The organism is Nonomuraea sp. NPDC048901, from assembly GCF_040649695.1.
In the GTDB taxonomy this organism is placed as follows: domain Bacteria; phylum Actinomycetota; class Actinomycetes; order Streptosporangiales; family Streptosporangiaceae; genus Nonomuraea.
Genome location: NZ_JBEZFW010000040.1, coordinates 1 through 21,910, shown reverse-complemented (window position 1 = coordinate 21,910; position 21,910 = coordinate 1). Strand labels below are relative to the sequence as shown.

The following is a 21,910-nucleotide window of genomic DNA, read 5'->3' as shown; positions in this document are numbered from 1 at the left end:
TGGCGGTGCGCGGGCGCGGCCCATGCCCGGGCGCGTCCGCCCGGGCCGGCCAGAAGACCACCCGCTCTCGCGGGCGGCTCGTGACGTATGCGTGACGGCCGTGTCGAACACCCCGGCACCGTTGGGGCTCGCCGACCGGCCACGCCGGCTCTGTGGCGGTGCGTCCCACGTTTCCGGGACGCACCCGACCCTCGATCATGTTTCCCGCCGGACGCGCCGTCTCGTGGCCGTCGCGGCCCGTTCCTGAGCGCACGCACCTATGACACTCACGAACCGCCACCACGGCTCGAACGCCCGACATCCGGAAGGCGTCGCGGCCAGATCGCGATCACATCGCGATCGGCCTGGGTCAGATCGCCATCACGCCGCGATCGGCCGTGCGGGAGAAGCCCGAGACAGCGTCCGCCGTCGCCTCAGTGGTCCCCGCGAGCGGGGTCACCGTGCCGCCGAGGCTCCCGGCGGCCTTCTTCCCGTAGGTCGAGACCGCGTGGGACGCGTCCTCGACGAGCGGGGCGATCTCGTCGACGGACGCGACCGGCTCCGCCAGACGCGCGGCACCGGGCACCTCGCCCACGCCCGCCTGCTCGCCCGTACGCCGATCCGTGCGCGGGTCCCTGCGCGGGTCCGTGCTCGGGTCCTCAAACTGGTTCTGGAGCTGGTGCTTCAGCCGGTCCTCAAACCGGTTCTCGAACCGGTCCTTGCGCCTGCCCGCACGTGCGTCCGCACGTCCGTCCGGGTGATCCCCTGCCTGGGCGTCCGCGTGGGCGCCTGTGCGAGTGCTCGCATGCGCATGCGCCTCCGAGCCCCAGCCCCTACGCCCATGCGCACGCGGGTCCGCGCCCCAGGTCCAACGCCCGTCCCTACGCCCATCCGCACGCCCGTCCGCACGCCCGTCCATGCGCCCGCCCCTGGGCCCATCTGCGCGCCCGTCCATGGACCCACCCTTGGGGCCGTTCATGGGCCCGTTCACGGGTTCGTTCACGGGTCCGTTCTTCGGCCCGTTCACGGGTCCGTTCATGGGCCCGTTCATAGGTCCGTTCTTCGGCCCGTTCATAGGTCCGCTCTTCGGGCCGTTCATGGGCCCGTTCATGGGCCCGCCCCTGGGGCCGTTCAAAGGCCCGCTCCTGGGCCCGTCCATGCGCCCATCCATGGGCCCTCCCCTGGGGTCGTCCATGCGCCCGCCCCTAGGCCCATCCGCGTGCCGGCCCGTGCGCCTGCTCGGCGGCGGACTCATCAGGCGGCCGCCGAAGTACGGCGAGACCTCCTCGGTGGCGGCGCCCCGCTGGGGAACGGCCCGAAGAGCGACCCCCTCAGCCCGCTCGGAGGCGGCTCGCGGACCGGACACCTCACTGTCGAGAACCCCACCGACCTTTGCCCCGGCGGACAAGCCGTTCAGGCTGTTCACACCACCCAGCGGCTGGATCGGGTCACCGCCCCCCGGCAGGCTCCCGACCGCGGAGTAACGGGCCTCAGCTTGGGCGGCCGACGCGAACGACGCCGCGGCCAGCGCCAACCCCGCGACGGCGACCGCCGTCTTGATAATACGTTTCATGATTTGCCTTCCCGGCTCGTGATCGAGCGCTCTCAAATAATGCTGAGATGCGTCTCGATAACCCCCGAATGCCGTGGCGTACACGCTATGGGCACCACACGAAGCGCGCCGTCCCGGCTGAGCTACTGACGCAGTTGTATCACCGCGGTCGGCCGGGTGCAGGCCACGGAAAGTCCACGTCACACGGCCTTCAGCAGCCCAGAGGCGATCATGGGAGGGGTGTCGAGTCGGGAGACAAATCGGGAAATAGCCGGGGTGTATATCCGATATTCCGTTGACGTCACCCGCATTCAGAAGAGGCGCCCCGACGGCCCGTCGACAACGGTCGGGAAAACAATTGTCACGGGCCGGGGGCTCAATCTTTCCGCTTGCGGGGCACGCGCTTGACCGCTCAGGCCGGCACGAGCATGTCTTCCACGGATACCTCGAACGGGAAGCGATCGGCGAAGGCCGGACGCAGGTCCGTCAGCCACACCGCTGACGGGTCGTACTCGGCGAAGAACGGCCGGCCCACCAGAGAGGGGTCGCGGGCCTGGATCAAGTGGAGCACGAACACCCGCCGACCGGCGATCTCGGTCACGCCGTCCACGCACACCTTTCCGGGGGTGGCCGACATGGAAGGCCCCCGGACGGTCCGGCAGAGCCCTGAGACCTTGGAGTAGGCCTCCCTGAAGACCTCGTACGCGCGGGCGAGCGGAACCGCGAAGTAGTCCTGCGGGCCGGTGTCGCGCTCGACGAACATGTAGTACGGGATCATCCCCATGCTGTGCTGCCGCCGCCACATGCCCGACCATATGGCGGGATCGTCGTTGATCGACCGGATCAGCGGCGCCTGGGTCCTGATCGTCGCCCCGCTGCCGAGGATCCGCTTGACCGCGGACTCGACCAGCGGCGACTCCAGCTCGCGCGGGTGCGTGAAGTGGGCCATGAACGCCAGGTTCTTGCCCCCGGCCACGACCTGCTCGAACAGTTCGAGCGTGGCGTCGGCGTCGGGGTCGGATACGAACCGCTGCGGCCAGTAGGCCAGCGCCTTGGTGCCGATCCGGATCGACTCCAGCTGCTCCAGGCCGATCAGCGGCTCGATGTATCGCCTGATCACCGGCTCGCCCATGATCATGGCGTCGCCGCCGGTGATCAGCACGCTGGTGACCTGGGGGTTCTGACGGATGTAGGAGACCATCTGGTCGATGTCGTCGGAGGCGAACTTCAGGTCCGCGTCGCCGACGAACTGCGCCCATCGGAAGCAGTAGGTGCAGTAGGCATGACAGGTCTGCCCCTGCTTGGGGAAGATGAGCACGGTCTCGGGGTACTTGTGCTGCAGCCCCGGCACCGGCTCCGCGCCGATCCGGGGGACGTTGAGCTCTTTCTGCCCGGCGGGGTGCGGGTTGAGCTGCGCACGCACCCGGTTGGCCTCGGCTTGGATCTCGACGTTGGGCGCCTCGGCCTTGAGCAGGTCGGCCAGCCTCGCGACGTCCGCGGCCGGAAGCATGTCCTCCTGGGGAAAGACGAGACGGTATATGGGATCGTCGGGCGCTGCCGACCAATCGATGAGCTCGTCCACAACGTAGGCGTTCGTCCGGAAGGGCAGCACGGTGGCGACGGCGCGTACCTTCAGCCGCTGCTCATCGTCGAGCCCCGCACGTCGCAGGAGCTCGTCGAGGTGCTTGGACGTGTACGCCCTGAAGCGGCGCGTGCCCGCCTGGTTCAAGATCACTAAGCCTTTCCCATCTTTTTTGTTCGATCCGCTGTAAACCTCTGGCGCCTGTCATGCGTCTACGGTTCTTATACCCGGACGCTATGCACAGCGTCCCCGGTTCCATTGGTCTCCAAGTTTTCGCTGAGGTTTGACCGCTCGCGACATATCTCGATAGGGAATAGACTGGCAAATTGTGACCCCTGATCCCGTTATGCGCGCCTCCGACGCCGACCGCGACCGCGTGGCCGCGGTGCTCGGTGAGGCCCTCGCCACCGGAAGGCTCACCAGCCTCGAACACGCGGACCGCCTCGACGCTGCCTACACGGCCAAGACCGTCGGTGAACTGGTCCCCATCACCTCTGACCTGCCCGATGTGTCGGCGCCAAACATGGTGGCCCTCGGTATTGAGCAGCAGACGATCGACTCGAAGTTCAGCAAGGTGATCAGGAAGGGCCGCTGGGTCGCCTCCCGCCACACCAGGTTGTCGGCGAGGTTCGGCGCGCTGATCATCGACCTGACGGACGCCGTGCTGCCCGGCCGGGAGATCACCATCGAGGCCGACGCCCGCTTCAGCAAGCTGATCGTGCTCGTGCCCGACAACGCCCAGGTGGTCGACGAGGGCGGCTCCATGTTCGGCAAGCGCCAGGTGAGCGGCGGCACGCGCGAGGACGGCCCGCTCATCCGGGTCACGGGCCGATCGATGTTCTCCAAGGTCATCGTCTCGCGCGAGGTCTCCGACTGGAACCTGAACAGCGTCGGCTGACGCGGCCACCCGCCGATCGGCCCGGCGGACAGCCTGCCTACGATGCGGACGGGGGCGAAACGGGGGGCCGACCGCGGCGCGACCGCGTTCCGGCCGCACCACAGGAACGCTCCGCGAGCCGTACGAGGTGACCTTTTGTCCGACACCAGGCCGATCGCGCTCGACGCCATGGGCGGCGACCACGCGCCGCACGAGATAGTGGCGGGGGCCGTGCACGCCGTGCGCGAGCGCGGGCTGGCGGTGGTGCTCGTCGGCTCGCCCAAGGTGCTGTACGAGGCGCTCGCCGACCACGACGCGACCAAGGAGATCCCCATCGTGCGGGCCGAGGAGGCCCTGGCGATGGACGAGGGCGCGCTGGCCAGCCTGCGCCGACCCCGCTCCAGCATCGCGATCGCCTGCCATCTCGTACGGCGGGGCGACGCGTCGGCGGTGGTGTCCGCGGGCTCGACCGCCGGGATCGTGACCACGGGCCGGCTCAGGCTCAAGGCCCAGCAGGGCGTGCTCCGGCCGGCCATCGCCGTCGCGCTGCCCACGCTGCCGAAACCCACGCTGCTCCTCGACGCGGGCGCGAACGCCGAGGTCAAGCCGGAGATGCTTGTGCAGTTCGGGCATCTGGGGTCCGTCTACGCCGAGCTGGCGTACGAGGTCTCCACGCCCAAGGTCGGCCTGCTCACGATCGGCAGTGAGGCCGAGAAGGGTAACAAGATCGTCAAGCGGGCCCACGAGCTGCTGCAAGGCTCCCCCGGCCTCCATTTCATCGGCAACATCGAGGGCCACGACCTGCTGACCGGCATCGCCGACGTGATCACCACCGACGGCTTCACCGGCAACGTCGCGCTGAAGACCATGGAAGGCGCGGTCCGCTACGCGTTCGGCGAGCTCCGGCGGACCATCGACGACAGCAGGACGGCCAGGCTGGGGGCGTTCCTGCAGCGGTCACGCCTGCGCGAGCTGCGCAGCCGCCTGGACGCCGAGGCCCATGGCGGTGCCGTACTCCTCGGACTGAACGGGACCGTGGTGATCGCCCACGGCTCGTCCAGAGCGGCCGGCATCAGCGCCGCCTGCCGGCTCGCCGCCGACCTGTCGGCGCAGGGCGTCGTGGCACGCATCGGCGACAGAATCGCGGCCGCACACCGCCCGCATCGCCTGAGAACCCCATAGTCTGTGGCGGATCCACAAATCTGGGGGTTGTGTGGACGGCTTAACTTCAGCACAGGTCTCGGGGGCGAAGACCAACCATGTGCCGCGCCGGTCGAGCAGGTCGCTCGGCGCGATCATCAGGGCGAACGTCTTCACCCTGTTCAACCTGGTCATCGGCGTGCTCTGGGCGCTGGTCCTGATCTTCGGCGCGTGGCAGGACGGGCTGTTCGGACTGGTCATCGTGGCCAACGCGCTGATCGGCATCGTGCAGGAGCTCCGGGCCAAGCGCACGCTCGACAGGCTCGCGGTGATCAACGAGGCGCCGGTCACGGTCCGCAGGGACGGCCGCGACCAGGAGATCCCGCCTCGCCAGGTGGTGCTCGGCGACCTGATCCTGCTCGGGCCCGGCGACCGCCTGCTGGTGGACGGCGAGGTCGTCGAGTCCGACGGGCTGGAGATCGACGAATCGCTCCTGACCGGCGAGGCCGACCCGGTGCACAAGCTGCCGGGCGACCAGGTGCTGTCGGGCAGCTTCGCCGTCGCGGGCTCGGGCGCGTTCGTCGCGACCAAGGTCGGCACCGACGCCTACGCCGTACGGTTAGCGGAGGAGGCGAGCCGGTTTCACCTCGCGCGCTCGGAACTGCGTGAAGGCGTCGCGAACTTCATCAAGTACATCACCTGGCTCGTCATCCCGATCGGCACGCTGCTGATCTACAGCCAGCTGCGCAATTCGGCCGACTTCGGCACCGCCATCACCGGCGCGGTCGCCGGCATCGTCACCATGATCCCCGAGGGCCTGGTGCTGATGACCTCGATCGCCTTCGCGGTCGGCGTCGTACGGCTCGGCCGCCGCAGCTGCCTGGTCCAGGAGCTGCCCGCGATCGAGGGCCTGGCCCGGGTCGACGTGCTCTGCCTCGACAAGACCGGCACGCTCACCGCGGGCGGCATGGACCTCGGCGAGGTACTCCCCCTGAGCGACGGCCGGCCGATCCACGACGCGCTCGCCGCCCTGGCCAACGTGGACCACCGGCCCAATGCCACGGCCAAGGCCATCCAGTCCCGCTACCCCGCGGCGGCCGACGGGTGGACGGCCGTCGACGTCGTGCCGTTCTCCTCGGCGCGCAAGTGGAGCGGCGCCGACTTCGGTCCCCACGGGGTGTGGCTGCTCGGCGCCCCCGACGTCCTGCTCGACGCCACCGCCGACGGCTACGAGCGGGCCGCCGAGCTGGCCTCGACCGGCGCCCGCGTGCTGGCGCTGTGCCGTACGGACAGCTTGGACAGCTTGGCGTCCGGAAGCGTGGCGTCGGCCGCCGGGACCGAGAAAGCCGCCGACGGAAGAGCGGAGGCCGTCGCGCTCGTCACGCTCAAGCAGCGCATCAGGCCCGATGCGCACGAGACTCTGCGGTACTTCGCCAAGCAGGGCGTCACCGTCAAGGTGATCTCCGGCGACAATCCTGACGCCGTCGCCGCGATCGCCACCGGCCTGGAGATTCCGGACGGCCATCGCGCGATCGACGCGCGTACCCTGCCGGCGGACGACCCGGCCAAGCTGGCCGAGCTGCTGGACACCCACACCGTGTTCGGCCGCGTCACCCCTCAGCAGAAGCGCGCCTTCGTCGGCGCGCTCCAGTCGCGCGGCCACACCGTGGCGATGACCGGCGACGGCGTCAACGACGTGCTCGCGCTGAAGGACGCCGACCTGGGCATCGCGATGGGCGCGGGTAGTCCGGCCACCAAGGCCGTCGCCCAGGTGGTGCTGCTGGACGACAAGTTCTCCTCGCTGCCGCACGTCGTGGGCGAGGGCCGACGGGTGCTGGCCAACATCGAGCGGGTCTCGAACCTGTTCCTCACCAAGACGTTCTACGCCATCGCCCTCTCGCTGCTCACCGGGGTGCTCGGGCTGATGTTCCCGTTCGCGCCGCGCCATTCCACGCTGGTGAACGCGCTGACCATCGGCATCCCGGCGTTCGTCCTGGCGCTCGCGCCGACACTCGAACGCGCCAAGCCCGGGTTCGTGCCCCGGGTGCTGCGCTTCGCCGTACCCGCCGGGCTGCTCTGCGCGGGCGCGGTGTTCCTGGCGTTCTGGGCCGCGCACAGCGGCACCTCCACCCTGATCGAGGATCGTACGTCGGCGACGATCGCGCTCTTCCTCACCACCTGGTGGGTGCTCATCCTGATCACCAAGCCGCTCACCCTGGGGCGGGTCGCCATGATCGGCGCCATGGCCGGGCTGTTCGCGCTGGCCCTCGCGATCCCCTTCATCCGCCATTTCTTCGCCCTCGAACCCGGCGATCTGAGCAACGATCTGACCGCCGTCGGCATCTCCGTGGTGGCTGCCGCGGGCATCAGCGTGGCGGTCAAGGTCGCCGGTACCCTTAGACCATGACCGACCCGCAGACAGTGCTCACCGAGCGCGTCCAGCAGGCGCTGGCGCACGCGTTCGGCTCCGAGTACGCCGACGCAGATCCGCTGATCCGGCCCTCCCAGTTCGCCGACTTCCAGGCGAACGTCGCGATGAGCCTGGCCAAGCGACTGCGACGCGCTCCGCGGGAGGTCGCCGAGGCCATCGCCGCGGAGCTGTCCGACTTCCCCGGCACGGTCGAGGTCAGCGGTCCCGGCTTTCTCAACATCGCGCTCGACGACTCGTGGATCGAGTCCGAGGCGACCGCGATGCTCGACGACCCGCGCGCGGGCGTCGGCTTCGCCACGCCGCCGCAGACCGTGGTGGTCGACTACTCCGCGCCCAATGCGGCCAAGGAGATGCACGTCGGTCACCTGCGCACCACGATCGTGGGCGACGCGCTGGCCCGCATGCACGAGCACCTCGGCAACACCGTCATCAGGCAGAACCACCTCGGCGACTGGGGCACGCCGTTCGGCATGCTCATCGAGCATCTGCTCGACATCGGCGAGGAGGCCGCCGTCGCGCAGCTCGAAGCCGGCATGGGCACCGAGTATTACCAGGCGGCCAGGAGCCAGTTCGACGGCGGCGAGGAGTTCAAGGTCCGCTCGCGCAAGCGGGTGACCATGCTCCAGTCGGGCGACCCGGAGACCCTGCGGCTCTGGCACGTCTTCATGGACGCCACGATCCGCTACTTCAACAAGGTCTACGGCATGCTCGGCGTCACACTCACCGACGCCGACATCGCCGGCGAGAGCATGTACAACCCGATGCTCGAGAAGACCTGCGACGACCTGGAGGCCGCCGGGGTCGCCGTGCTGAGCGAGGGCGCGCTCTGCGTCTTCCCGCCCGGCTTCACCGGCTCCGACGACAAGCCGCTGCCACTGATCGTCAGGAAGAGCGACGGCGGCTACGGCTACGCTTCCACCGACATGGCGGCGATCCGCTACCGGGTCGACGACCTCAAGTCCGACCGCATGCTCTACGTGGTGGGCGCCGACCAGGCGCTGCACTTCCGCATGGTGTTCGCGGCGGCCAAGCTGGCCGGCTGGCTGCCCGAGACGGTCTCGGCCGAGCACGTCCAGATCGGCATGATGTTGGGCAAGGACGGGCGCCGGTTCAAGACCAGGTCCGGCGAGTCGATCAAGCTGATGGACCTGCTGCAGGAGGCGGTCGACCGGGCCGCGGCGGCCATCGCCGACCGCGGCTACGACGAGACCGCGCGGGCCGAGATCGCGCACGCTGTGGGCATGGGTGCGGTGAAGTACGCCGACCTGTCGGTCAGTCACGACAGCGAATACGTCTTCGACTACGACCGCATGCTCGGGTTCAACGGCAACACCGGCCCCTACATGCAGTACGCGACGGCCCGGATCCGCTCCATCTTCCGCAAGGCGGGCGTGGCCCCGGCCGACGCGACCGGCGACATCGTGCTCGGCGAGCCCGCCGAGCGCGCCCTGGCCCTCCACCTGCTGGGCTTCGGCGCACTGGTGGAGCAGGTCGCGGCCCTGTCGGAGCCGCACCGGCTCTGCGCCTTCCTGTTCGAGACCGCCAGCCTCTTCAGCACCTTCTACGAGGAGTGCCCGGTGGCCAAGGACGGGGTCGACGCCGAGACGAAGGCGCACCGGCTCGCTCTCTGCGCGCTGACCCTGCGAGTCCTGGAGACAGGGCTCGATCTGCTCGGCGTCCCGGTGCCCGAGCGCATGTAGCACGTGCGGGCGCGCCTCCACCTGGACGGCGCGCCCCCCGGCTAGGCTTTACGCGGTCATGAACTGAGGCCACTATGGGGGAGTTCTCTGCCTTGAGCACGGACCTGACTGCCGACCCCCAAGCAGCAACCGAGCTGCACCGATATGCCGAGGCGCTGCTGTCTCACCTGGCCGCCAACGGCGCCGCGCCCCCGGCCCCGCCCGACTTTCCCGACAAACCTGGCTACTGGCTGCCACCCGCCGTCGAAGCGCTGGTGGCGATCCTCGCCGGTGACGACCCGCTGGCGCCGCTGAGCAAGGCGGCCGGGCGCGACCAGCAGCAGACCGCGCTCTTCCTGGCGCTCGCCTTGGCCGTCGCGGGTCACGGCAGCCGCATCCACGCCTCCTGGCTCGGCACCGCCTTCGGCGACCTGTCGCTCGACCAGCCGGTCACCCACGGTCAGCGGGCGCTCTGGCTGGCCGCGGCCAGGGGCGCGTACGGCCCCGCCGGGAAGATCTTCGTGCTCCGCAAGCTCGACGCGGTGGCCGTACCCGAGCACGCGGACGCCGCGCAGTGGACGCAGGCGCTCCTCCCCGGCGAGCCGTCGGTGGTGGTGCCCCCTTCGCTGCTCGACTTCCCGGAGATGGCGGAGATCCCCGAACTCGCCACGCCCGTCCAGGCAGCCGCGCGGCTCGCCCGGCTGCGTGCCCGATGCGCGGAGATCACCTCGGCGAAGCAGGCCGAGCACGACTCCTCCACCCCGCTCACCAACAGCTCCGGCAGCCCCGCCGCCGCGTGGGAGGAGGACGAGCCGCTGGCCGTACTCCGCTCACTCATCGGACTCGGCGGCCCCGCAGGACCGATGGCCGCGCTGAGCTCGCACCTCCTCGACGACCTGCGCCCCGGCGCCGATCCGCATCTGGCGGCGCTCGCCCTGCACGTGGCGGGCCCGATCCTGCGCGGCGTAGCGGAGGAGCTCGAATCCGACAGCCGGCTCGCGCCGCCCGACACGGTGACCGTCTCATTGCTCGGCCACGACATCGAGCTGCACCCCGAGGGGCCAGACGATGCCTCGCTCGCGGCGGCCGAACGCGAGATCGTGGACCAGGGCACGCTGCGGCGACGGCCGCCATGGGCGGCCGTCGCGCTGATCGTGGCGGGGGTCGGTCTGCTCCTCGGAGCGCTGCTGGCCGACGGGCTGGGGGTGCCCGTGCTCGCCGCACCGGGGGTGGCACTGCTGGGCCTGGCGGGCTGGCAACTCTGGCGGCGCCGCAAGGCCGTTGAATCGGACGCCCGCTACGTGGCCGCGCAGATCGCCGAGCTCAAGGAGCTGGCCGACGGCGCGGTGTGGGCGCTGCATGGATACGCGCGTGAGGCGGTCACGCGAGCGGAACAGGCCGCGGACGACTCGGCCGAGCTCACCCGGCTGATCCGTCGCGGCCCGCGCGCGGCCTAGGAGTTCTCGATCTCCACGTGGGCCGGCGCGAGCAGGAACACGCGGTCGGCGATGCGCTCGATCCGACCCTCACAGCCATAGGCAAGGCCGGCCGCGAAGTCGACCATCCTGGTCGCCTCCGGCATCGGCATGCCCGTCACGTCCATGATCACCGTCTGGCCATCACGGAAGTGCTGCCCGATCATCGGCGCGTCGTTGTACTTGAGCGGCTGAACCATCACGATTCGTGACGAGTCGGCGGTCGAACGCCAGCGCCTCGCCGCCCGCTCCGTCGCCGGCATGTACTCCTCTTCGTACTGCTCGTCGTCGTAGCCGTCGTCGTAGTGGTCGATCCCGCCCAGGCCAAGGTAGCTCACCACCTTGCGCACTGCCCCCATCGGCTTGTCCTTTCCTCAGGAACTCACCTCAATCGGCACGTCCCACCATTGGACGTTAACCGACGACGAGAAGTTCGCCGTGCGACACGCCCACAACTAATTCCATTTTGTACGGCTAGCGGCCAGGTATCACCTGGATATCTCTCCCCCGATAGCCTCGATACATGCGCGTGTTCACTGTAGATGCCTTCACCGACACTTCTTTCCGGGGCAATCCGGCCGCGGTGTGCCTGCTGGACTCGCCCTCTCCCGAGTCATGGATGCAGGCCGTCGCCACGGAGATGAACCTGTCGGAGACCGCCTTCCTGCTCGGCGATTCGCTACGCTGGTTCACCCCCGCGGTCGAGGTCTCCCTCTGCGGCCACGCCACGCTGGCCACCGCACATGTGCTCTATTCCACAGGTGCGGCCGGCGGTCAGCTCGAATTCAGTACGGCGAGCGGAACACTCACCGTGAATCGCATGGCCAACGGCATGATCACGATGGATTTCCCGGCGAAGGAAGTGTCGCCGACGGCCGTTCCCGACGGGTTGGAAAATGCACTCGGAGCTGCACCGGTGCAGGTCGGGAGGAGCAATCTCGACCTGGTGGTGGAGCTGGAATCGGAGGCGAAGATACGTTCACTCGCACCCGACATCGCGGCACTGGCCACCATCGAGGCCCGTGGCGTGATCGTCACGGCGCGGGGCTCGTCGACCGACTTCGTCTCCCGCTTCTTCGCCCCGAACGTGGGCGTCCCAGAGGACCCGGTGACGGGCTCGGCACACTGCGCACTGGCCCCTTATTGGGGGCAGCGACTGGGACGGGACACCATGGTGGGCGCGCAACTGTCGGCCAGGGGCGGGCTGGTGCACGTGCGATTGGACGGGGATCGCGTACACCTGGCCGGGCGAGCGGTCACGGTGCTGTCGGGGGAACTGCACGTCTGACGGGATGAGTGGATCGTGGCAGGACCCTGCATGTTCGACGGTGGGAACCGCACCTTTGACCGGACCCGCACGCGCGATGGGACGTCCGCTGGACGCGGCCCGCACGCTTCACGGGCCTGCGCGAGTGACGGGACGTCCACTGGACGGGACCTGCACGTGCGAGGCGGACTGCATGTGCGACTGGGCCTGCACGTGCGAGGCGGACTGCATGTGTGACTGGGCCTGCACGTGTATCGGCAGTCTGACTGTTGGCAGGGACCCGCACGCTTGACGGGACCAGCAATTTGACGGGACAGACTTGCCGAGCCCGTATCCCGGACATCCAGGGACCGCCGTGACGGTCGTCCGTACCGGCCGAGCCTCAGCCGGCGGAGCCGTGACGGCGGCGGTGCAGTTCCCGGGGTTCCGTACCGGGCCGACCTCAGCCAGAGGCGTTGTGACGACGTCGGTGCAGCTCCCAGGGGTCCATATCGGGCCGACCTCAGCCAGAGGCGCTGTGACGACGTCGGTGCAGCTCCCAGGGGTCCATATCGGGCCGACCTCAGCCAGAGGCGCTGTGACGACGTCGGTGCAGCTCCCGTACCTGGGCTGCAAGCTCGGGCACCGGTCCCTCCACCACGGCACCCGGAACGACCTGCTGGATCGGCAGTGTCCGCACCGGCGGCGCGGGAACGCCCAACTCGGCGAGCCACCCGGCAAGCTGCTCCGACGAACTCGCGTACACAATGCGCCCCAGCCCGACCCACCCGTGCGCGGCCGCACACATCGGGCAGTGCTCCCCAGAGGTGTAGACGGTCGCGGCCGCCCTTTCCTCAACCGTCATATGCGCTGCTGCCCACCGAGCGAGCTCGAACTCCGGATGCCGGGTATTGTCACCGGCGGCCACGCGGTTGTGATCCTCGACGAGGACGATCCCGTCAGCGGACACGAGCACGGACCCGAACGGCTCGTCTCCCACCTCCAGCGCCTCCGTCGCCAACTCCACACATCGCCGCAGGTGCCGCAGGTCGGTTTCGGTCGCCACAGTGCCTCTCCCGGAGTTCCGATCTTCGAGGTCCATGCTAGGGCTTCGGGATTTAGCACCTCTCAGCGCATCGGTGCCAGCGCACCAGGCGAGGGCGACGCGGGTCTCATCGCACCGGGCCAGAACCGCGTAGATCTCAGCACGCCAGACCGGGCCGGTGAGGGCGAACGTACCTCCTGAACGTGACCCGAGCGCGGCTTCGTACGCGTGGCCGGATCGCTGCCGAGCCATCGCACGGTGAATGCGGCCGGATCAGCCCTGACGACTGGGATCTCAGTAGGAGACAGTGAGCCGACCCACCACGTACCGCAGAGGCACGCCCCCCCGCTACTGCAGAGGCGCGCAGCTTACCCCCCGTACCCCAGGAGCGCGACTCGCCTCCGTAGCCTGAGGCGCACGTGATGCCCAAGTACCTCAGAGGCGCGCGGCCTACCCCCGTACCCCAGGGACGCGCGACTCACCCCAGGCCCTACGGCGCGTGACCCCCAAGTACCGCAGAAGCGCGCGGCCTACCCCCGTACCCCAGGGACGCGCGACTCACCCCAGGCCCTACGGCGCGTGACCCCCAAGTACCGCAGAAACGCGCGGCCTACCCCCGTACCCCAGGGACGCGCGACTCACCCCCGGAACCAGGGGCGCCCGACCCCCAGTACCGGAGGGCCGCGCGACGGCGATCATCCTGTTGCCAGTGAGGTCTGCGGGCACATCTGCCGGATGCCCGAGGGGCGGCGCGCCCGTGGCGCGCCACCCTCCGAGTGGTCAAAGACCGCCTACAAACAGTCAGGGACCCTAGCGATCAGAGGCTGTTGGTGCGGTCGCCGCAGTGGGGGTCCGAGCCGCTACGGTCGAAGACGAAGTTGAAGTCGACGTGGACCTTGTCGCTCCGCTTGACCCGGATGTTGGGGACCGACCTCCCGCCGCCGCCGGGCGACACGTTGTCCCCGGACGTGTACGACCAGATCGTCTTGTCCGGCAGGCCCCGCCGCTCCAAGCGGATCCTCAGGCGGACGTTGTTCTTGTTCCTGAGGCCGGGGCCACCGAGGTACCAGTTGATCCGGTTGAAGTAGTCGTACCTGCCCTGGGTGTAGTAGTAAGCCTTGATGTTCCCGTAGTTGCTCTTCGCCGCCTGGCAGCCGCCGGCCAGGTAGGCGGCGGCGCTGGTGGTGACGCTGGAGACGTTCGACGTGCTGAGCGGCGCCGATGCCTGTGCCGCGGTGTCCATCGTGCCCAGCGAGAGCACTGTCACGGCCACTGCAGTGGCGAGCTTCGTGATCGGCTTCATGTCCTGCTCCTCCGTTCGAGATCTTCCGTTCGAGCTTGTGAGAGGAAGATAGGGAGCCGGACGTTGAGTATTTGTTGAGGATCTGTCAGGTGAGTCAGGTACGACCGACAAGGTCCCACGAGGACCGGTCTATCCGCTCACGAACGTCGGCAGGCCCAAGCCTGTACTCAGGAACGTGGCAGGTCCGGTCTGTGCGCTCACGAACGCAAGCAGGCCCGGCCCGTACTCACGATTGTGGGCAGGACCGCTCTGCGCGCTCACGAACACAAGCAGGCCCGCCCTGCACTCACGATTGTGGGCAGGACCGCTCTGTGCGCTCACGAACGCGGACCCGCCATGGGATCTGCGAACGCGGGCCAGCCTCTGTGACCCACAGAACTTCTCCGGCGCATGTCACCAACGGCACAGAACCGCTGAGACCCGCGAAACTACTGCGATCTCGATCTCGCAGCCCCGCCTGACAGCCAAAGGGCTTGTGTCCTCAGGGGGTTGAGCAGGCGCCGCTCACAGCAGAGGCGCCCCGCACGTTGGAGGTGCGGATGATCAGTGCTGTCTCGATCGTATTGCCTCCTTCCAACGAGGCGGTCCGTCGCGTTGCTCCCTTTCGACCAGGCGGTCCGTCGCGTTGGCCCCTTCGAACGAGGCGGTCCGTCGCGTTGCTCCCTTCGAACGAGGCGGTGCGTTCGGTCAGCTGCGGTCAGGCGTCGCGGCGGGTGATCGCCAGGGTTGCCGCTAGGAGGGAGATCACGACGTAGCTCACGAGGATGATGGTGGCCGAGGCGGGACCGAAGCCACCGGAGTCGGGAACGCCGGCCACTTGCCTTGTCAACGACGAGACCGTCAGGGAGCTCATCCAGTCGTTCCAAGGAGCGGGGACGAAGCGCTCCAGCCCGGTCGGGGCAAGCAGGAGGGCAACCAGCCCAATGAGCGCTCCCGGTGTCGACCGCAGAATGGTGGCCAGGCCTAACCCCATCACCGCGGCAACAGCGGAGCTGGCGCCTGTCCCCAGCACCTCGGTCAGGGCGGCCGGTTCGGAGAACGAGGCGCCGATCGGGCGCCCACCCACCACTGCCTGTGCGGTGAAGTATGTGGCGAACGCCAGCACCTGGCCCGCGACCGCGGCTACGGCGGCCACGACGACGGCCTTGGCCAGGAGGAGCATCCAAGGGCGCCGGATCGTGGTCAGCGTCAGCCTGATCATGCCGGTGCCGTACTCGCCGGAGATGGCAAGCACGCCCAGCATGCCGAAGAGTATGGGGGTGATGTCGGCGCCGAAGCTGAGCCCGGTGCCGACGGGCTCCCCGCCGAAACCGTTGGTGTCGAAGTAGTGCGAGATCGAGAAGGCGGCGAAGCCGGTGAGCGCCAGGGCCGAGAGCGTGGCGGCCAAGACATAGTAGGTGGATCGGAGCGAGCGCAGCTTGAGCCATTCCGATGCGATGACGTTGATCATTTGGTTATCTCCGTGAAGGCCTCTTCCAGCGATGCCCGACGCGGCGCCAGTTCGTGAACGGCGCAGCCGTTCGCCAGGGCGACGTCGCCGATGGTGGCCGCGGTCAAGCCGGACACCAGCAACTCCTCACCTACCTGCGAGGAGAGAGCCGAAGACGCGGCACCGACCTGCGAGGAAAGGGCCGAAGACAGAGCGGTTTCGCTTGCGGCGGGCACGCCCGTCTCGTGCGTGGGGCGCACGCCCATCTTCTGCGCGGGGCGCACGGTTGCCCCCGCGGCTTCGAGCACCCTGGCCAAGCGGTCCGCATGGGGCGATCGGACCAATACGCCCCCTTGAAAGCGCGCCAGGAGCTCCGCTGTCGTGGTGTCCTCGATCAGCTGACCGTGGCCGATGATGATGAGCCGGTCGGCGGTGAGGGACATCTCGGTCATCAGATGGCTCGACAGCAGAACGGTGCGCCCCTCGGCCGCCAGCGATCTCAGCAGCGTCCTGAGCCAACGGATGCCGTCGGGGTCGAGGCCGTTGACCGGCTCGTCGAGAATGAGCACGCCCGGGTCACCGAGCAGCGCCGCCGCGATGCCGAGGCGCTGCCGCATCCCCTGGGAGAACCCGGCGATTCGCTTGCGCGCCGCTCCGGCCAGGCCGACCTCCTCGAGAACTTGTACGACCCTGCCGCGCGCGATTCCGCCGGCATACGCCAGCGCTTGGAGGTGATCGAACGCACTGCGCCCGCCCTGCACCTCGGCGGCGTCCAGCATGGCACCCACCTGACGCATGGGGTCCTGAAGGTCGCGTTTGCAGACGCCGTTGATCAACGCCTTGCCCGTCGTGGGCGTGTGAAGGCCGAGGATCACTCGCATGGTGGTGGACTTGCCGGCTCCGTTGTGCCCGAGAAAGCCCGTGACCTGTCCGGGCTTGACGTCGAACGTCAGTCCCGAGACTGCCCGCGTGGAGCCGTACAGCTTCGTCAGATCTGCGACTTCGATCATTTTCCCACCTGTTGGATGCGTTCGGCGGGGCAGCGTGTGCCCGGAGCGGGCAGCGCGCCCGTTGTCAGATAGGTGAAAACGTGCCGCCGCAGGCAGATGTTGGCTGCCCATGACGCGTGTCCGTCGCCGTGCCACAGGACCTGCGCGGAAGGAATCTGCTCGGCGACGTGCTGCTGCCCGAGATAGTTGGTGTTGTTGTCGAGCTCCCCGATCGCGAAGAGGATCGGTGGGACGTCCTTGACGCGCAACGGATGCGGCGCCCAGGACGCGCCGCCGCCGCGCCCCCAGCACCGCCCGAGCTCGAAGCGCCCCTCGAGCCAACCGAATCTCGACGCGATCTCACGGAGTCTGGCCTCGATGCCCTGGAACTCCTCGTACGTCGGCAGCTTCGGCATGAAGTCGTTGCACAGGGAGTCTTGGCTCACGGACGAGCCGCCCTGATCCGGCGCCAGCTTTGTCAGGAAGTCTCCGGCATCGCCGTCGAGGGCCTTACGGATTGCGGTGGCGAGCTGGGGCCAGAACGCCGGATTCATGCCTTTGACCGCGCCGGCGTACAGCTGCCCCTCATGCACCGTCCGGTCGGCCGACGCCGGCAGTGGCGCGCGGCGCACCCTGGCAACGAGCTCGTCCCACGCCTTGGCGGCGTCCGTGCCGCGCAGAGCGCAGTCGGTGCGGCGGGCGCACCAGTCGCGGAAGCGGGTGAGATGGCGCTCCTGCGTGAACGCGTAGTTGCGGATCCAGGACTCGAATTCCTGCTGGGTGTGATCGGCGGTTCCGTCGAAGTACATCCGACCGACCCGCTGCGGGAACAGCTCAAGATAGGCCTGGGCGTAGACGGTTCCGTACGAGTTGCCCGCGTAGATGAGTTTGTCCTGGCCGAGTGCGGCGCGCAGCGCGTCGATGTCATGTGCCACATTCCAAGCCGTCATGCCGTACCACGCCGACTTGACCATTTTGCGGCAGCTTGCCTGATGGGCGGCGTTCTTGGCGGCGTGGGCGTCCCAGTCCTGCTTCGTCCGCGCAAGGATCAGGCCGAAGATGGAGGCATCTGGCTCCGCGCAGCTCGCTCTCTTGCCGCTCTGGGGCTCGGACAGCCCGCGCGGATCGATGGCGATGACGTCGAACCGGCGCTGCAGCTCGTTGAGCAGTGCCGGTAGCTCCGGTGGGGCGTCGGGGCCGGTTTTCCGCCTGAGCACTGATGTGCTGGTGCCCGGACCCCCGAAGTTGACGATCAGTGGCCCCATGCTCGCGCCTGTCGCGGGCAGTTTAGCCACGTGCACCGAGGTCTTGGGCCCGCCCGGATCGGCCCAGTCCACGGGAACGACCAGCTCGGCGCAGCGCAAGCCGTCACCACACTCCTTCCAAACGAGGCGATACGCCCGCGCCGAGGCCAGCGCGATGCCGCCGAATGACACGGCGAGGCAGGCGGCGAGACACAGGGCGATGAGTCCGCGTCGATTCATGCGGGCCACGATGCTGCACGGCGGCGGGTGCGCGCATCGAAGCCAGGTCCGATCTTGCCTATCCGACCACGGTCGTACGGTGCAGGCCTGTGAGAGCGGAGTACGACTACGGTCTGACGGCCCGTGCTCCGATTCGCCCGCGCTCGTTCATCGATAACGTCGGGCCGTGAACCTGCTCGCCCGACGGCCCTCGCACAGGCTGCTCATTCTGGCTGACACCATTGTCGCGGTGCTGCTCGCGCTGGCGTCCACGATGAATCCGCCCGGCCTGGAAGTGAGCGCCGCGTCCGCGTTGAGCTGCTGGCTGCTCGTGATACCTGTGGCGGTGCGGCGGATCTGGCCGGAGTCCGCATACTACGGTGCGCTCCTGGCCGGCCTCCTGGTGCTCGCGCTACAGGTGAACCGGCTGATGCCGGTCATGGTGGCAGCCTTGACCGTCTACCTGGTGGCGTGCACCCGGCCCGTACGGCGTTCGGCGATCGCCCTCGTGTCAGGCCTGCTCGTCAACGGAGGCGCCCTGCTGGCCTCGGCGATGAGCGCGGCACCACGGACGGACGGCTGGCCAAACCCTGTCTTCATCGTCGGGATGGCCTGGCTCGTCCTGACGGCGAGCTGGAGTCTCGGCACGACAGCACGCACCCGCCGCGAGTTCGCCGCGCGCGAGGCCGGGAGGCAGGCCGAGAGGGCTGTGGTCGATGAGCGCCTGCGGATCGTGCGCGAGCTGCACGACGTCGTCGCCCATTCGATGAGCGTGATCACCGTCAAGGCGGGGGTGGCGGCCAAGGTCATGGACAAGCACCCGGAGGAAGGGCGCGAGGCGTTACGGGCCATCGAGGAGATCGGGCGCAGCTCTCTCGTGGAGATGCGCCAGTTCCTCGGCGCGCTGCGCGCACCCGGCAGCGCACCCGACAACGCGCCGCTGCCCGGCCTCGCCGACCTGCCGTCGCTGGCACACCGGGCAGCCGAGGCCGGCGTGCGCGTCGACCTCTCGGTGAGCGGGGCCGTGCCCGAAAGCATGGAATTATCCGTCTACCGCATCGTGCAGGAGGCGATCACCAACGTCGTCAGACACGCCGCTCCCGCCCATTGCCAGGCCAGCGTGTCGGTGGTCGATGGGATATTGAGCATCTCCGTCGTCGACGACGGGCCGGGGCAGCGACGCCTGCCGGGCGTGGTGGGCGGACACGGTCTCAGGGGAATGCGTGAACGGGCCACACTGCACGGCGGCACCTTCGAGGCCGGACCTCTGCCGGGGAGCGGGTTCGGCGTGTACGCATCATGGGAGATCCCTTGACTGCCCCAGCTCACGCCGGTCATCAGAGATCCCGACGTTCAGCTCCACTGACCGCCCGGGCTCACGCCGATCACCAGAAATCCCAGCGCACAGCTCCACTGACCGCCCCGGCTCGGTGGTGTCCCATCCAGTGGTGGATCAACGATCTCGTTGTGTGTTTCCTACGTGGGCGAACAGGGCTGAGCGGATGGGAAATTACACCGCTCTGCGGGACGTCATCCCCGGCTCACGCCGGTCACCAGAGATCCCGACGTACGGCTCCGCCTCGCGTCGGGCCTTCGGGACCATATCGTGGACGGCGCCATGCCCAGGGCGGCGCCACCCCTCAGTGTGCTTGGGCTCTGGGGAGCTTCGCCACACCCGTGCAACGCAGCTCGAAGACGGCGATGTCCCGCGACAGCGGCGGTTCTGTGGGGAGTGTCCCGGCGAGGGGCGGCAAGTCGGCAGTGGAGGGACCGTTCCGGCTGGTGAGAGCTGTGCCCGCCACCCGCCTTCGACCGCGCTCCCACCGTTTGCCGGCCTGTCCCGATCTGTGCGCGAGCGTCAGGGGTTGATCCGCCATGGGGTGCGCGATGTTGGACCGTGAGCGTAAGTCGGCATCTGTGGTGTTGAAGGGTAAGTCGGCATCTGTGGTGTTGAGTGGCATAAAGACAGAAGGCGGCGTCGACTGGGACAGTGTCCAGCGGATCAGGCCGAGCCCGCTGACGGTGGGCGTGTTGTGGGAGATCTCTTGATTCGAGTGCTCGTCGCCGACGATCAAGCACTGCTGCGTGGCAGCTTCCGTTTGCTGATCGACTCGGAGGACGATCTCACTGTGGTCGGGGAAGCGGCCGACGGACAGCAGGCGGTGGCTCTTGTGCGGACGGAGTCACCCGATGTGGTGCTCATGGACGTCCGGATGCCGGAGATGGATGGCATCACCGCGACCAAGCAGATCGCCGGGGATACGCGGGTGCTCATTTTGACCACGTTCGACCTGGATGAGTACGTCTATTCGGCGCTGCGGGCAGGCGCCAGCGGATTCCTGCTCAAGGACGCGCCCCCCGACGATCTTCTGAAGGCGATCCGGGTGGTCGCGTCGGGCGAGACGCTGCTCGCGCCGAGCGTTACCACGCGATTGATCGCGGAGTTCGTCCGGCGGCCGGCCCAGCCGGTCTTCCGCGGGCTCGACAAGTTGACAGATCGGGAGCGCGAGGTGCTCACCCTCATCGCCCACGGACTGTCCAACGCCGAGCTGAGTGCCCAGCTCCAAGTGAGTCCCGGGACCGTGAGGACGCATATCAGTCGCCTGCTGGCCAAGCTGCAGGCCCGAGACCGCGCCCAACTCGTCATCGCCGCCTACGAGGCCGGCCTCGTCACGCCGCGTTAGTCCAGCGGGTGGATGCGGTGGAGTCCGGCAGATGACGTCCCGCAGAGCGGTGTAGTTTCTCAACGCGTTAAGCCCTGTGCGCCCACGTAGGAAACGAACAGCAAGATCGTTGATCCACCGCTGGGAGGAACACCACCGTCCGGATGCATTACCCCCTATCAAGTCGCCCCGTCACACCGCGTTCCCCTTACACCGCATTCCGTCACACCGCGTTAGTCCAGCGGCTGGATGCAGTGGAGTCCGGATGCGTCACCGCGTTACCGCCGAGGGGCACCAACGCCTGAGCGGGGAAGCCGCGTTGCCGTCGAAGAACTACCTGCATCGGAGTGCAGACACCGTCTTACCACCGAAGAGTCGGCAGCGCCGGAGTGCTAACACCGCACGCCCGTCGAGGAGACGCTCGCTGACGACTGGGTGTGGACATCGCGAGTTGCTGCGCTGACGCCCACAATGACGCGTCGCGTCCACTCGGGCGCCGCCGCCCGTAGACTCCCCTTCGATCTGGATCTGTGTGCCGCGGCCCGGCACAGGGTCGCGGGCATTCCCCACGACATCGCTCCGCAAGCCGTTCCCCTCCCACGTTCGCCGTCGCTCCAGCAGGCCGCCTTGTGCAGATCGAGCTCTCAAGGCCCAGGAACGCAAAAGGCCCCACGCCCAAGACGTGAGACCCATCACCGCGAACGAGCCGAGTGCTCTGGCGCCCGTAAGCCCTGACCGAGCCCAGCGCGCCACCACCCTCCCGCACAACCCTTCCGCGCCCGACCCCCCGGGAACGACCCGTACCGACCCGTAACGCAAAAGAAGGACCCCAACGCGCAAGGCGCACGACCCAACAACGCAGAAAAGGGGCCCCACGCACAACGCGCAAGGCCCCGCAACGCGTGAGGCCCCTGAAACGCGGAAAAGGGCCCCACGCGTGTGCGTGGAGCCCTTCCCCGTCATCAAAGATTGTCCGGCGGTGACCTACTCTCCCACACCCTCCCGAGTGCAGTACCATCGGCGCTGGGAAGCTTAACTTCCGGGTTCGGAATGTAAC

General features: G+C 68.5%; 16 protein-coding genes and 1 rRNA gene. 8 read left to right on the top strand and 9 right to left on the bottom strand.

All coding sequences use genetic code 11. The annotated features are described in order from the left end of the window. Positions 1–349 precede the first annotated feature (349 nt). Positions 350–982: a hypothetical protein gene (locus tag AB0C30_RS57960; protein WP_357961706.1), complete on the bottom strand. Its 633-nt coding sequence runs from the start codon at positions 980–982 to the stop codon at positions 350–352. Between the two features lie 961 nt (positions 983–1,943). After that, positions 1,944–3,266 carry a lysine 2,3-aminomutase gene (locus AB0C30_RS57955; protein ID WP_357961704.1) on the bottom strand — a complete coding sequence of 441 codons (1,323 nt, stop codon included), beginning with the start codon at positions 3,264–3,266 and terminating at the stop codon, positions 1,944–1,946. 175 nt (positions 3,267–3,441) lie between these two features. On the opposite strand from AB0C30_RS57955, the gene AB0C30_RS57950 reads away from it, so the two are divergent. From AB0C30_RS57950 to AB0C30_RS57930, 5 genes are all read left to right on the top strand, one after another. Further along, positions 3,442–4,011, top strand: coding sequence for a DUF1707 domain-containing protein (locus tag AB0C30_RS57950; RefSeq protein ID WP_357961702.1), 570 nt, complete (start codon positions 3,442–3,444; stop codon positions 4,009–4,011). 135 nt (positions 4,012–4,146) lie between these two features. Then, positions 4,147–5,172 (top strand): phosphate acyltransferase PlsX, encoded by a 1,026-nt coding sequence (plsX, locus tag AB0C30_RS57945; RefSeq protein WP_357961700.1) that lies wholly within the window; start codon positions 4,147–4,149, stop codon positions 5,170–5,172. A gap of 31 nt (positions 5,173–5,203) precedes the next feature. Next, positions 5,204–7,537, top strand: coding sequence for an HAD-IC family P-type ATPase (locus tag AB0C30_RS57940; RefSeq protein ID WP_357961697.1), 2,334 nt, complete (start codon positions 5,204–5,206; stop codon positions 7,535–7,537). After that, on the top strand, positions 7,534–9,261 hold the full coding sequence (gene argS, locus AB0C30_RS57935; protein WP_357961694.1) for an arginine--tRNA ligase: 1,728 nt from the start codon (positions 7,534–7,536) through the stop codon (positions 9,259–9,261). The genes AB0C30_RS57940 and argS overlap by 4 nt, the downstream gene beginning before the upstream one ends. A gap of 92 nt (positions 9,262–9,353) precedes the next feature. Continuing rightward, the gene (locus AB0C30_RS57930; protein WP_357961691.1) at positions 9,354–10,697 is read left to right on the top strand and encodes a hypothetical protein; all 1,344 of its coding nucleotides are present in this window, start codon (positions 9,354–9,356) and stop codon (positions 10,695–10,697) included. On the opposite strand, the gene AB0C30_RS57925 is transcribed toward AB0C30_RS57930, so the two are convergent. Continuing rightward, complete coding sequence (locus tag AB0C30_RS57925; RefSeq protein WP_357961688.1) at positions 10,694–11,074, bottom strand: cell division protein SepF; 381 nt, start codon at positions 11,072–11,074, stop codon at positions 10,694–10,696. The genes AB0C30_RS57930 and AB0C30_RS57925 overlap by 4 nt on opposite strands. A gap of 164 nt (positions 11,075–11,238) precedes the next feature. Between AB0C30_RS57925 and AB0C30_RS57920 the strand changes: the two genes are divergently transcribed. After that, positions 11,239–12,003 carry a PhzF family phenazine biosynthesis protein gene (locus AB0C30_RS57920; protein ID WP_357961685.1) on the top strand — a complete coding sequence of 255 codons (765 nt, stop codon included), beginning with the start codon at positions 11,239–11,241 and terminating at the stop codon, positions 12,001–12,003. A gap of 541 nt (positions 12,004–12,544) precedes the next feature. Here the strand turns inward: AB0C30_RS57920 and AB0C30_RS57915 are convergent. The 5 genes from AB0C30_RS57915 to AB0C30_RS57895 all read right to left on the bottom strand — a co-directional run bounded on the left by AB0C30_RS57915 (position 12,545) and on the right by AB0C30_RS57895 (position 18,211). After that, positions 12,545–13,027, bottom strand: coding sequence for a nucleoside deaminase (locus AB0C30_RS57915; protein WP_357961683.1), 483 nt, complete (start codon positions 13,025–13,027; stop codon positions 12,545–12,547). A 796-nt stretch (positions 13,028–13,823) separates the two neighbouring features. Further along, on the bottom strand, positions 13,824–14,309 hold the full coding sequence (locus AB0C30_RS57910; RefSeq protein WP_357961680.1) for a hypothetical protein: 486 nt from the start codon (positions 14,307–14,309) through the stop codon (positions 13,824–13,826). A 697-nt stretch (positions 14,310–15,006) separates the two neighbouring features. Next, positions 15,007–15,759 carry an ABC transporter permease gene (locus tag AB0C30_RS57905; protein ID WP_357961677.1) on the bottom strand — a complete coding sequence of 251 codons (753 nt, stop codon included), beginning with the start codon at positions 15,757–15,759 and terminating at the stop codon, positions 15,007–15,009. Continuing rightward, positions 15,756–16,748, bottom strand: coding sequence for an ATP-binding cassette domain-containing protein (locus AB0C30_RS57900; RefSeq protein WP_357961675.1), 993 nt, complete (start codon positions 16,746–16,748; stop codon positions 15,756–15,758). The genes AB0C30_RS57905 and AB0C30_RS57900 overlap by 4 nt, the downstream gene beginning before the upstream one ends. Then, positions 16,745–18,211 carry an alpha/beta fold hydrolase gene (locus AB0C30_RS57895; protein WP_357961770.1) on the bottom strand — a complete coding sequence of 489 codons (1,467 nt, stop codon included), beginning with the start codon at positions 18,209–18,211 and terminating at the stop codon, positions 16,745–16,747. Before AB0C30_RS57895 ends, AB0C30_RS57900 begins: the two co-directional genes overlap by 4 nt. Positions 18,212–18,377: 166 nt before the next feature. On the opposite strand from AB0C30_RS57895, the gene AB0C30_RS57890 reads away from it, so the two are divergent. After that, positions 18,378–19,505, top strand: a complete 1,128-nt coding sequence (locus AB0C30_RS57890) for a sensor histidine kinase (RefSeq protein ID WP_357961673.1) — start codon at positions 18,378–18,380, stop codon at positions 19,503–19,505. 730 nt (positions 19,506–20,235) lie between these two features. After that, positions 20,236–20,874 (top strand): response regulator transcription factor, encoded by a 639-nt coding sequence (locus tag AB0C30_RS57885; RefSeq protein WP_357961670.1) that lies wholly within the window; start codon positions 20,236–20,238, stop codon positions 20,872–20,874. Positions 20,875–21,824: 950 nt separating this feature from the next. Here the strand turns inward: AB0C30_RS57885 and rrf are convergent. Next, positions 21,825–21,910, bottom strand: a 5S ribosomal RNA gene (gene rrf, locus AB0C30_RS57880); the annotation flags it as partial.

What these genes read in the sequence shown, in the direction of transcription:
- argS (WP_357961694.1), top strand. Translation starts at nt 7,534, where the DNA reads ATGACCGACCCGCAGACAGTGCTCACCGAGCGCGTCCAGCAGGCGCTG.
- AB0C30_RS57925 (WP_357961688.1), bottom strand. Translation starts at nt 11,074, where the DNA reads ATGGGGGCAGTGCGCAAGGTGGTGAGCTACCTTGGCCTGGGCGGGATC.
- AB0C30_RS57920 (WP_357961685.1), top strand. Translation starts at nt 11,239, where the DNA reads ATGCGCGTGTTCACTGTAGATGCCTTCACCGACACTTCTTTCCGGGGC.
- AB0C30_RS57910 (WP_357961680.1), bottom strand. Translation starts at nt 14,309, where the DNA reads ATGAAGCCGATCACGAAGCTCGCCACTGCAGTGGCCGTGACAGTGCTC.
- AB0C30_RS57905 (WP_357961677.1), bottom strand. Translation starts at nt 15,759, where the DNA reads ATGATCAACGTCATCGCATCGGAATGGCTCAAGCTGCGCTCGCTCCGA.
- AB0C30_RS57900 (WP_357961675.1), bottom strand. Translation starts at nt 16,748, where the DNA reads ATGATCGAAGTCGCAGATCTGACGAAGCTGTACGGCTCCACGCGGGCA.
- AB0C30_RS57895 (WP_357961770.1), bottom strand. Translation starts at nt 18,211, where the DNA reads ATGAATCGACGCGGACTCATCGCCCTGTGTCTCGCCGCCTGCCTCGCC.